At 72.2% G+C, this 10,671-nt stretch carries 12 protein-coding genes; 11 read left to right on the top strand and 1 reads right to left on the bottom strand.

What is annotated here, in order from left to right; all coding sequences use genetic code 11:
• The first annotated feature begins 2 nt into the window (after positions 1-2).
• From Q0A33_RS11320 to Q0A33_RS11310, 3 genes are all read left to right on the top strand, one after another.
• Complete coding sequence (locus tag Q0A33_RS11320; protein ID WP_291796480.1) at positions 3-713, top strand: thiamine phosphate synthase; 711 nt, start codon at positions 3-5, stop codon at positions 711-713.
• 102 nt (positions 714-815) lie between these two features.
• Positions 816-1,688: a bifunctional hydroxymethylpyrimidine kinase/phosphomethylpyrimidine kinase gene (thiD, locus tag Q0A33_RS11315; RefSeq protein ID WP_291796477.1), complete on the top strand. Its 873-nt coding sequence runs from the start codon at positions 816-818 to the stop codon at positions 1,686-1,688.
• Positions 1,689-1,699: 11 nt separating this feature from the next.
• Positions 1,700-2,497 (top strand): TenA family protein, encoded by a 798-nt coding sequence (locus Q0A33_RS11310; protein ID WP_291796474.1) that lies wholly within the window; start codon positions 1,700-1,702, stop codon positions 2,495-2,497.
• A 212-nt stretch (positions 2,498-2,709) separates the two neighbouring features.
• Here the strand turns inward: Q0A33_RS11310 and Q0A33_RS11305 are convergent, their stop codons facing one another.
• Positions 2,710-2,892, bottom strand: coding sequence for a hypothetical protein (locus Q0A33_RS11305; RefSeq protein WP_291796471.1), 183 nt, complete (start codon positions 2,890-2,892; stop codon positions 2,710-2,712).
• 201 nt (positions 2,893-3,093) lie between these two features.
• On the opposite strand from Q0A33_RS11305, the gene Q0A33_RS11300 reads away from it, so the two are divergent.
• The 8 genes from Q0A33_RS11300 to Q0A33_RS11265 all read left to right on the top strand — a co-directional run bounded on the left by Q0A33_RS11300 (position 3,094) and on the right by Q0A33_RS11265 (position 10,523).
• Positions 3,094-4,224 carry a GuaB3 family IMP dehydrogenase-related protein gene (locus Q0A33_RS11300; RefSeq protein WP_291796468.1) on the top strand — a complete coding sequence of 377 codons (1,131 nt, stop codon included), beginning with the start codon at positions 3,094-3,096 and terminating at the stop codon, positions 4,222-4,224.
• Between the two features lie 10 nt (positions 4,225-4,234).
• A complete protein-coding gene (locus tag Q0A33_RS11295) occupies positions 4,235-5,290 on the top strand; it encodes an SURF1 family cytochrome oxidase biogenesis protein (protein WP_291796465.1) in 1,056 nt (351 codons plus the stop codon).
• Positions 5,287-5,730 (top strand): DUF3817 domain-containing protein, encoded by a 444-nt coding sequence (locus Q0A33_RS11290; protein ID WP_291796462.1) that lies wholly within the window; start codon positions 5,287-5,289, stop codon positions 5,728-5,730. The genes Q0A33_RS11295 and Q0A33_RS11290 overlap by 4 nt, the downstream gene beginning before the upstream one ends.
• Positions 5,731-5,916: 186 nt before the next feature.
• Complete coding sequence (locus Q0A33_RS11285) at positions 5,917-6,315, top strand: GntR family transcriptional regulator (RefSeq protein ID WP_291796457.1); 399 nt, start codon at positions 5,917-5,919, stop codon at positions 6,313-6,315.
• A 153-nt stretch (positions 6,316-6,468) separates the two neighbouring features.
• Entirely contained in the window at positions 6,469-8,097 is a 1,629-nt protein-coding gene (gene guaA, locus Q0A33_RS11280) for a glutamine-hydrolyzing GMP synthase (RefSeq protein WP_291796455.1), read from the top strand.
• A 229-nt stretch (positions 8,098-8,326) separates the two neighbouring features.
• Positions 8,327-8,977: a biotin transporter BioY gene (locus Q0A33_RS11275; RefSeq protein WP_291796454.1), complete on the top strand. Its 651-nt coding sequence runs from the start codon at positions 8,327-8,329 to the stop codon at positions 8,975-8,977.
• A gap of 224 nt (positions 8,978-9,201) precedes the next feature.
• Entirely contained in the window at positions 9,202-9,915 is a 714-nt protein-coding gene (locus Q0A33_RS11270) for an ABC transporter ATP-binding protein (RefSeq protein ID WP_291796490.1), read from the top strand.
• Positions 9,912-10,523: an energy-coupling factor transporter transmembrane protein EcfT gene (locus Q0A33_RS11265; RefSeq protein WP_291796452.1), complete on the top strand. Its 612-nt coding sequence runs from the start codon at positions 9,912-9,914 to the stop codon at positions 10,521-10,523. The genes Q0A33_RS11270 and Q0A33_RS11265 overlap by 4 nt, the downstream gene beginning before the upstream one ends.
• Positions 10,524-10,671: the final 148 nt, after the last annotated feature.

Here is a 10,671-nt window from a genome sequence, read left to right as displayed (position 1 = left end):
GGCTGGCGCCCTACGACTGGACGCTCTACTTCGTCACGGACACCGCACAGTGCGCGTCCGTGGGCCGGACCGTGGCTGAGACCGTCGCCGAGGCCGTGGCCGGCGGTGCGGGCATCGTCCAGGTGCGGGACAAGGACGCCTCGGACGCAGAGGTCGAGGCGCTCACCCGCGAGGTCCTCACGGCGGTGGAGCGCGGTGCGGCCGAGCGGGCCTCGGCCCCGGTTCCGGTCTTCGTCGACGACAGACTGGACGTGGTGCGCAGACTCCGCGAGGAGGGCCTGGACGTCCACATCCACGTGGGCCAGACGGACGAGCCCATCGCCGAGGTGCGGCGTGTGCTGGGACCCGAACCCCTCGTGGGGCTGTCCGCCCGCACCCCTGAGCAGTTCGCCGCGGCGGCGGCTCTGCACGACGAGGACACCGGGGCGGGCCTCGTGGATCTCCTGGGCATCGGCCCCGCCTACGACACCACCACCAAGGCCGGGGCGCCGGCGGGCTTCGGGCCGGACGGCATCGCCGCGCTGGCCTCGGCCGCGGTGCAGATGGGACTGCCCGCCGTGGGGATCGGCGGGATCACCGCTGAACGCGCCCCGGAACTCGCCTCCGCGCCCCTGCTGGGCATCTGCGTGGTGTCCGCGATCTGCCGCGCGGAGGATCCCCGGGCCGCCGCGGCCGCGATCCGGGCCGCCTACCTGGGTGCTGCCGCAGGCTGAGGAACCGCGTTCCTCCCTGCTCCTCGCCCCGCACGCTCCTCGCGGCTCTACCCCCGCACGCTCCTCGCAGCCACCCCTGCACGCTCCTCACGGAAGGCACCCATGCGTCCGCCCGCAGCACTGTCCATCGCCGGCACCGATCCCTCCGGCGGCGCCGGCATCCACGCCGACCTCAAGGCCTTCTCCGCCCGCGGCGTCTACGGCACCACCGTCATCACCGCCCTCGTCGCGCAGAACACCCACGGCGTGAGCCGTGTCTATCCCGTGGACGCGGACTTCGTCGCCGACCAGTTCGCCGCCGTCCTCGACGACATGCCCGTGGACGCCGCGAAGACCGGCATGCTCGGCTCCCGCGAGCTCGTGGAACTCACAGTCGAACAGGTGCGCACCCGCGACCTCGGCTTCCTCACCGTCGACCCCGTCATGGTGGCCACCTCCGGTCACAGGCTGCTGGAGGAGGACGCCGTCGAGGCCGTGCGCACACTGCTCGCACCCGTCGCGGACCTCATCACCCCCAACCTGCCGGAGGCGGCGCTGCTGCTGGGCGACGATGTGGCCCCGGCCTCGGACGCGGAGGAACAGCGCGCGCACGCGCTCGAACTCGTGGCCCGAGGCTCCCGCGCCGTCCTCCTCAAGGGCGGGCACATGGCCGGGAACGAGCTGCTGGACGTCCTGGCCGTCCGCGTGGGGGAGGGGATCGTGCTGCGCGAGTTCCGGCATCCCAAGGTCGCCACCGCGCACACGCACGGCACGGGCTGCACCCTTTCGGCTGCGATCACGGCCGAGGCCGCCGCGAGTGCGCGCGCAGGACGGGACCCGCGCGAACCGGAGGAGCTCGCCGAGGTGGTGGGCACCTCGCTGGACTATCTGGCGCGGGCGCTGGCCTCCGGGGCGGAGTGGCAGGTCATGTACGAGCCTGCCGGCGCGCACGGGCCGGTGGATCACATGGTCGACCTGATGAGGACTGCTGAGTGAGGAGCGGAGAGATGCGCACGTACCACTGCGGCCCGCATTCGCTGCGGGTCTGGGACTCCGTGGCCGGCACGCTGCGGGAGATCGAGGAGCTGGAGTTCCTCACGAGGATGCTGGACGGGAGCCTGGAGCCCCGCCGGTTCGTCAACTACATCCTCCAGGACGGGATCTACCTCCAGGGCTACGCGCGGGCGATGAGCCTGCTGGCCGCCAAGGCGGGCAGCCGCGAGGAGTCGCGGTTCTGGAACTCGTCCGCGGCGGGTGCCATCGCGGACGAGGAGGCGATGCAGGCGGACCTGCTCGCGGACGCGAGGTTCGCCGGCCTGGCGGTGGAACTGGCTGTGGGCTCCGACTCCGGCAGTGCGGCTCCGGGTGCCCTGGCTATGGGCGGCTCGACCGGCCCGGCCACAGACGGCGCGGCGGCACCCAGCCCCACGACGCTGGGCTACACCTCGTACCTGGTGGCCGCCGCCGCGACCGAACCCTACGAGGTGGGGGTCGCGGCGATCCTGCCGTGCTTCTGGATCTACGCGCACATGGGCAAGGTGCTCACGGCGCGGGCGGCCGCAGGGGACTCCGGCGGCGACGCGAGTGCGGCCCTGGCCGGGAACCCGTACGAGGCGTGGATCCGCGCCTATGACTCCGAGGAGTTCGACCGTGCGGCGGAGGAGGCGGTGGCGGTCTACGAACGTCTCGCCGCGGGCGCGACGGAGCGGATCCGCGCGCAGATGGAGGAGGCCTTCCGCCGCGCTGCGGTCTACGAGCTCCACTTCTGGCAGCGGGCCGGTGCGCTGGAGGACTGGAGCGTCTGACCTACGCTTTTCGCAGCGGACGGGAAGCCCGCCCCGGGGGCTCCATGTCTGCGGATTCGCCGCTCGGACTGCTCAGGAGCGGCGAATCTGCAGACGGGAACGGGAGAAGACGGCGTTCCGGTCTGATTGAGCACGGGGAGCGCAGCACGCCGCCCGCGCGGCCGCTCCGCACCGTCAGCGCCGCCGCGCCGCAGGCAGCGCCGCCCCGCCTCTCAGCCGCGGCGGTCCGTGGCGGCGCCCAGCTGGTTCCAGCCGCGCGCGATGGTGCCGGTGAGGTCGTCCTGCGTCATGTCCGCCAGCCGGATCCTGTCGTGCTTGGGACAGGCGAGGTGGCCGATGACGAAGCAGAAGGCGAGCTGGCCGAGGGTCAGGAAGAGAAGGACTGAGCAGAGCATGACAGCTCCTTTGCGCGGAGGAGGTGCGGAGGCGGCGCCGTGGCGCGGTTCGGCGGGCGGCGGTGTCCGCGTACATCCAGGATGGAACCGCCGTCGCCCCACTGACAAGAGGGCCGAGTGAGAGTTCCGTCATACGGCCGCTTCTTCTCACATACCGCCCCGCCCAGAGGCCTCCCAGGCGTGGACCGGTACCCTGGGGCCGTGAGCCAAGAGATTGAGATCGGCCGGGGCAAGCGCGGTCGCCGCGCCTACACCCTCGACGACATCGCCATCGTCCCTGCCCGCCGCACGCGCGACCCCCGCGACGTCGATCTGTCCTGGCAGATCGACGCCTACCGGTTCGACCTGCCCTTCATCGCCGCCCCCATGGACTCGGTGATGTCACCGCGGACCGCCATCGAGCTGGGACGCCTGGGCGGCCTGGGCGTGCTCGACCTCGAAGGGCTCTGGACCCGCTACGAGGACCCGCAGCCGCTGCTGGACGAGATCGCCGGCCTGGACGCGGCCTCGGCGACCGTGCGCATGCAGGAGATCTATGCGGCCCCCATCCAGCCGGAGCTGATCACGGCGCGGCTGGGGGAGATCCGCGAGGCGGGCGTCACCGTCGCCGGCGCGCTCACTCCCGCGCGGACGCAGGAGCACTGGCGGACGGTCGTGGAGGCCGGCTGCGATCTCTTCGTCATCCGGGGCAACACCGTCTCCGCGGAACACGTCTCCAGCGCGGAGGAGCCCCTCAATCTCAAGCAGTTCATCTACGAACTGGACGTCCCCGTGATCGTGGGCGGCGTCGCCTCCTACACGCCCGCCCTGCACCTCATGCGTGCGGGCGCGGCCGGTGTGCTCGTGGGATTCGGCGGAGGCGCCTCCTCGACGACCCGCCGCGCTCTGGGCATCAACGTGCCCATGGCGACGGCGCTCGCGGACATCCACGCCGCCCGCCGCGACTACATGGACGAGTCCGGCGGACGCTACGTCCACGTCATCGCAGACGGCGGCCTGGGCGACTCCGGCTCCATCGTCAAGGCCTTCGCCATGGGCGCGGACGCCGTCATGCTGGGTGCGGCCCTCGCGCGTGCGGACGAGGCGCCCGGCCGCGGCTCCCACTGGGGCGCCGAGGCCCACCACCTGCAGCTGCCCCGCGGCCGCAAGGTGGAGCTGGGCTCCGTGGGGCCGCTGGAGCAGCTCCTGTTCGGCCCCGGCCACACGGCTCTGGGTGAGGTCAACATCGCCGGTGCCCTGCGCCGTTCCATGTCCACCGCCGGTTACCTGGAGCTCAAGGAGTTCCAGCGGGTGGACGTCGTCGTGACGCCCCAGACCGCTCCGGAGATCTGAGACCGCCCACGTGCTACGACTCGCCCTCACCCCGCGCTGGCTGGCTTTCCTCGCGCTCGTGCTGGTGCTGGCCACCTGCTTCGTGGGACTCTCCGCATGGCAGGCGGACCGTGCCCAGCACAAGAACGACGTCGTCTCCGCGCAGGACGTCGACACCCCGCGGCCCTTCACGGAGACGCTCGACGCGCAGGTGATGATGCCCGGCTACCTCTCCGACCAGCGGGTGACGCTCACGGGCGAGTACCTGCCGGACGCGCAGGTGCTCGTGGCCGACCGCATCGAGGACGGGCGGACCGGCTTCTGGGTGGTGACGATGTTCGTCCCGGAGGGCGCGAGGCTGGGCGAGGAGGCACAGCTGGCGCCGGCCGACGGTGAGGAGGCCGCCGGCGGGACGGATGCCGGGGCCGCTCCCGAGGCCGGGGCCGCCGGTCCCAAGCCCATCGCCGTCCCGGTGGTGCGGGGCTGGGTCCCGGATGCGGCCTCGGCGGCGGATGCCCCCGCGCCCGCCGGCGTGCAGGAGATGACCGCGCGGCTGGGTCCGGTGGAGGGTGCGGAGCCCACCGGCGATCTGCCGGAGGGGCAGGTGCACAGCGTCTCCACCGCGCAGCTCGTCAACCTCTTCGACGTGTACTCGTACTCCGGCATCCTCTTCCCCGAGGACGTCGCGGCCGTCGTCGCGTCGCCGGAGAACACTCCTCTGGAGCCGGTGGTGCTGGAGAAGGACACCGGCGGAGGACTCGATCTGCAGTCGGCTATCTATGCGCTGGAGTGGATCTTCTTCGCCGGCTTCGCCCTCTACATCTGGTTCCAGCTGCTGCGTGACGCCTACCACCGGCAGGAGGCCGAACGCGGCGGGGGAGCCCCGCAGGAGTACGTCGTCGTCAAACGCGCCGGTGAGCGGGACATGCGTGCGCCTGCGGCGGTGGGCACCGCTTCGGGGGCGGATGCCGCCGGTGCCGGCGGTGCGACCCATGCGGAGGCCGCCGGTGGTGGCGCCGCCGCCGAACCCGCCGCCGGAGCGCAGCCCGCAGACATGGATCACGGAGCCCAAGGAGCCCCACGTTGAGTCAGAATCCCGATGCCGCCCCGGCCTTCGACCCGGACGAGGTGTGGACGGTCAAGCAGTTCACGTCCGCGCGCAACGCCATGCGGTTCTACCGCGTCATGGCGCTGCTCACCGGCACCATGCTCCTCATCCTCACGGTGGAGATGCTGTACAAGTACGTCTACGTGCCTCTGGTGCTGGGCGGGTCCCCCAGTGAGGCGCTGCAGTTCGGCGATTTCAACCTCGCCGCGGCGATCGCCATCTGCCACGGCTGGTGCTACGTCGTCTACCTCATCGGCTGCTTCTGGCTGAACCAGGCGATGCGCTGGAAGCTGGCACGGCTGCTCGTGCTCGCCCTGGCCGGCGTCGTGCCGGTGATGTCCTTCATCCTCGAGCGGCGCATCCACCGTCAGGTGGAGGAGGAGCTGGACGCGGCAGTGGTGGTCGCGCCCAAGGAGTGAGGCGGGAGTGTTCGGCCTCCTGCTGGACGTCTGCCGGCGCCCCTCACTGCTGAGCCTCGTGCCGCTGGTGAGCCCCGCGCCGCTGATGGGGCGGGGGCCTGCATGTCCGGCGTCACCGCGCCGGGAACGGTGCGTGCGTCCATTCGCCGTCGCGCCCTGCCCTACAGACCCCGAGGAGGTCCCCGCATGACCCGGCTGACCGTCGATCCCGACGACTCCACGCCGCCCTACGAGCAGATCCGCAGGGGCGTGCTCGACCAGGCGGCGCGCGGAGTGCTGCTGCCCGGCGACCGCCTGCCCGCCATCCGTGCGCTGGCTGCCGATCTCGGCCTCGCCCCCGGCACCGTGGCCCGTGCCTACCGTGAGCTGGAGGAGGGCGGGATCATCACGACCCGCCGCGGTGCCGGCACGCGGATCGCGGAGGGGCTCGACGTCTCCGCGCTGCCCACCGCGGAGGGTGAGGACCCTGCCGTGCTGCGCTACGCCGCCGAGGTCGTCGCCGTCGCCGCTGAGAGGGGCCTGCCGCTCGACCAGCTGGCCGCCGCCGTCCGTGACGAAGTGACCCGCGTCTCCGCCGGAGCCTGAGGGGCGGTCGGTGCTGCGAGCGGCCTCGGCGGCACGGGCGACGGCCGCGGGTGGTGGCGGCCGTCACGAGTGCGGTGCAGGTGTGGGAACAGGCGCGAACCGGCCCGGCCCTCCGCGTCCGGAGGGCCGTCCTCACCGTCTAGAATCGCACGTATGACCTCACCCCAATCCGCGCAGCCGGAGGGCGGGGGCGCGCCAGACGCCTCGGCCTCGGCCCAGCACAATCCCGTCCTCGTCGTCGACTTCGGCGCACAGTATGCCCAGCTCATCGCCCGCCGTGTGCGGGAAGCCGGTCTGTACTCCGAGGTGATCCCCTACTCGGCCACCCCTGAGGAGTTCACGGCCCGCGCCCCGCGCGCCATCGTGCTCTCCGGCGGCCCCTCCTCCGTCAACGACGAGGGCGCGCCGCGGCTGGCGGACGGCGTCCTCGACCTCGACGTGCCCATCCTGGGCATCTGCTACGGGTTCCAGACCCTGGCCGCGCGCCTGGGCGGCACCGTCGCGCGCACCGACAAGCGCGAGTACGGCTCCACGCACACGCGGCTCGCCGCGGATCCGGGCACGCTGCTCAAGGGCATGCCGCAGGAGCAGACGACCTGGATGTCCCACGGCGACTCAGTCACCGGCGCACCGCTGGGCTTCACCGTCCTCGCCTCCACGGAGTCCACGCCCATCGCCGCGTTCGAGAACCTCGAGCGCCGCTGCGCAGGGGTCCAGTGGCACCCGGAGGTCCTCCACTCCGAGCACGGCCAGAAGGTCCTGGAGAACTTTCTCTACGACGTCGCCGGCCTCACCCCGGACTGGACCAACGAGAACATCATCGACGACCAGGTGGAGCGCATCCGCGCCCAGGTGGGCGAGGCGCGCGTGATCTCCGCGCTCTCCGGCGGCGTGGACTCCGCCGTGTCCACCGCGCTGGTGCACAAGGCGATCGGCGACCAGCTCACCGCCGTCTTCGTGGACCACGGCCTGCTGCGCAAGGGTGAGCGGGAGCAGGTGGAGAAGGACTACGTCGAGTCCACCGGCGTGCGCCTCATCACCGTCGACGCCGCGGACACCTTCCTGGGCCACCTGGAGGGCGTGACGGATCCGGAGGCCAAGCGCAAGATCATCGGCCGGGAGTTCATCCGCGCCTTCGAACAGGTCCAGCGCGACCTCGTCGAGGAGGCGAAGGCCTCCGGCGGCGCTCCGGTGAAGTTCCTCGTGCAGGGCACGCTCTACCCGGACGTCGTGGAGTCCGGCGGGGGAGCGGGGACCGCGAACATCAAGTCCCACCACAATGTGGGCGGTCTCCCGGACGACCTCGACTTCGAGCTCGTGGAGCCCCTGCGCGCGCTGTTCAAGGACGAGGTCCGGGCGATCGGCCGCGAGCTGGGCCTGCCCGAGGCGATCGTGGGACGGCAGCCGTTCCCCGGCCCCGGCCTCGGCATCCGGATCGTGGGCGAGGTCACCCGCGAGCGCCTGGAGATCCTGCGTGAGGCGGATGCGATCGCCCGCGAGGAGCTCACCGCCGCCGGGCTGGACGCACAGATCTGGCAGTGCCCCGTGGTGCTGCTCGCGGACGTGCGCTCGGTGGGCGTGCAGGGCGACGGCCGCACCTACGGCCACCCCATCGTGCTGCGTCCCGTGAGCAGTGAGGACGCCATGACCGCGGACTGGACGCGCATCCCCTACGACACGCTGTCCGCCATCTCCAACCGCATCACCAACGAGGTCGACGAGATCAACCGCGTCGTCCTCGACGTGACCTCGAAGCCGCCGGGCACCATCGAGTGGGAGTGAAGCGCGAGGGAGCCACGCTCCCCCTCCTCTGAGTTACGTCTGCGTACCGGCCGCCCACCACGGCCGCTACGCAGACGTAACTTGTTTTTGGGGGAGTGCTGCGGGCTGCGTGGGTTCACAGTTGCCGCCCTGAACGGTGTTCAGGTACCGTGTGGCGTGTCCTGAACGGTGTTCAGTGGTGCCGGAAGGCCCTCGCCGTTCCCTCCCGTCCGTGAAAGCCGAGTGAGCCATGACTTCTGCCGCATCGTCGCCCCAGGCCGTGCGCACCGAGACCTCCGCATCGTCAGCCACCGCCTCAGCCGCCGCGCGCACCCCGCGACTGGGTTCCCGCGACGTGGCGTTCATCGCCGTCTTCGCCGCCCTCGCGGCCGCGCTCTCCGCGGTGCCCGGCATCCCCACGGGCGGTTCCGGCGTCCCCATCACGCTGCAGACGATCGGCATCGCCCTCTGCGGCATGGTGCTGGGCCCGCTGCGCGGATTCCTCGCGGCACTCCTCTACGTGGCCCTGGGGCTCCTGGGCCTGCCGATCTTCTCGAACTTCTCCGGCGGCCTCGGAGTGCTCGCCGGCGGCTCCGCCGGGTACGTCCTCTCCTTCCCCCTCTACGCGCTCATCTGCGGTCTGCTCGCCCGCTGGGCGGTCAAGCGCCTCACCGGCCCGCGCCTCTGGTGCGTGCTGGCCCTCGGCGGTCTGCTGGGGAGCTTCCTCACCAACCACCCCGGCGGCATCCTGGGGATGTCGATCAACCTCGACCTCACCCTGCAGCAGGCGCTGTTCGCGGACATGGCATTCTGGCCCGGTGATGTCCTCAAGAACCTGCTCGCCGCCGTCCTGGCGGTCACGGTCCATCGTGCATTCCCCGCCGTCCTCGTCCGCCGATGACCCCGCCTCGCCCGCTGACGACCTCACTCCCGGCCTCCGCGGCGGCCGCCGGGAAGACCGCCGCGAAAGCCGCGTGTGCAGCACCGCCGGAGGCCCTCGTGCTCGCTGAAGTGCCGGAGCCGGCCGGGCAGCGCACAGCCGCCGAGGCCTCGGGCGTGGTGTTCGACTCCGTCACGGTGGGCGTTCCGGAACCGGTGCCCGGCGGGCGGCCCGGTGAGACGCGCCTGCGGCCGGTGCTCGCGGACATCAGCTGCGCCCTCACGGAGCAGACCGTGAGCGTCGTGGGGGCGAACGGGTCCGGGAAGTCCACGCTCCTGCAGCTCGTCAACGGGCTCGTGACGGCAGATGCGGGCACCGTGACGGTCGACGGTCTGGACGTCGCGGCGAAGGGCGCTGCCGTGCGTCGGCGCGTGGGCTTCGTCTTCACGGATCCCGCGGCGCAGCTGGTGATGCCCACTCCGCTGGAGGACGTGGAGCTCTCGCTGCGACGCGGCGTGCGGAACCGGAAGGAGCGCACCCAGCGGGCGTTCGCGGTGCTGGACGAGCTGGGGGTGGCGGACCTGGCCCACCGCAGCGTCTACGAGCTCTCCGGGGGGCAGCGGCAGCTGGTGGCGCTGGCGGCCGTGCTCGCGGTGGACCCCGCCGTGCTCGTGCTCGACGAGCCCACCACCCTGCTGGACCTCGCCAACCGGGAGCTGCTGCGAGGCGTGCTGGCGGATCTGGCACAGCGGCGCGGGGTGCGGATCCTCGTCTCCACCCACGATCTCGAGTTCGCCGCGGATGCGCAGCGCACCCTCTGCATCGCCGACGGTCGTCTTGCCGCCGACGGCGCTCCTGCCGGGACCATCGCCGCCTACCGTGCCCTGGTCTTGGGAGAGAGGGAGTCCGGAGCTCGAGGCACTGCGGAGGCCCGGCACACCGTCAGGCCCCCGCGATGAGGGAGCGGCAGCAGTTCCTGGGCCGGCGCATCCCCGGGGACGGCTGGCTGCACCGGCTGGGGCCGGGGTGGAAGCTGGGCGCGGTGGCGGCGGTGAGCGTCGTCGTCCTCCTGTTCCGCGACGCGCGTGTCAACGCCGTGCTTCTGGGCGTGCTCCTCGTGGTCGCGCTCACCGCTCGCGTGCCGCTGCGCAGCACGCTCGCACCGTTGCTGAGGATCTGGCCGATCGTGGCCGGCGTGGTGGTCATCCACGCCCTGCTCACGGACTGGACGAACGGCCTGCGCGTTGTCTCGACCATCGCGGTCTGCCTCACGGCGGCATCCCTGCTCATGCTCACGACCTCCGTGGCGGCCCTGCTCTCCGCGTTCGGCGTGCTGGCCGCACCGCTGCGGTACGTGGGCGCGGACCCGGACAAGGTGAGCCTCGCCGCCGCGCTCATGGTCCGCAGCCTGCCCGTGCTCGCCGATCTGGCGCGGGTGTCCGGGGACTCCGCCCGCGCCCGAGGCCTCGAACGGAACCTGCGTGCCCGGACCGTGCCGCTCGTGCTGGGGACGGTGAAGTACGCGCAGGACACCGGCCGGGCGCTGGAGGCCCGAGGCCTGGGCTGAGCGTGTGCGGCCGGTGCCTGCGCCGCGCGCGCATCCGGGCACCCGTGTTCTCAGCGGGACTCCGGGACCCCACCGGACCTCCGCGTCCTGACCAGGTCTCCACGTCCGTACCAGGACTCCGTGACGTCTCCGGGCCTCGTGACTGCGC

It is taken from the genome of Brevibacterium sp., assembly GCF_022712115.1.
Classification (GTDB): Bacteria; Actinomycetota; Actinomycetes; order Actinomycetales; family Brevibacteriaceae; genus Brevibacterium; species Brevibacterium salitolerans.
This window is presented reverse-complemented; position numbering and strand designations above follow the sequence as displayed.

Bases quoted from the DNA above. Each gene is read 5' to 3' on its own strand.
- thiD (WP_291796477.1), top strand. From the start codon at position 816: ATGCGTCCGCCCGCAGCACTGTCCATCGCCGGCACCGATCCCTCCGGC.
- Q0A33_RS11310 (WP_291796474.1), top strand. From the start codon at position 1,700: ATGCGCACGTACCACTGCGGCCCGCATTCGCTGCGGGTCTGGGACTCC.
- Q0A33_RS11305 (WP_291796471.1), bottom strand. From the start codon at position 2,892: ATGCTCTGCTCAGTCCTTCTCTTCCTGACCCTCGGCCAGCTCGCCTTC.
- Q0A33_RS11285 (WP_291796457.1), top strand. From the start codon at position 5,917: ATGACCCGGCTGACCGTCGATCCCGACGACTCCACGCCGCCCTACGAG.
- guaA (WP_291796455.1), top strand. From the start codon at position 6,469: ATGACCTCACCCCAATCCGCGCAGCCGGAGGGCGGGGGCGCGCCAGAC.
- Q0A33_RS11275 (WP_291796454.1), top strand. From the start codon at position 8,327: ATGACTTCTGCCGCATCGTCGCCCCAGGCCGTGCGCACCGAGACCTCC.
- Q0A33_RS11265 (WP_291796452.1), top strand. From the start codon at position 9,912: ATGAGGGAGCGGCAGCAGTTCCTGGGCCGGCGCATCCCCGGGGACGGC.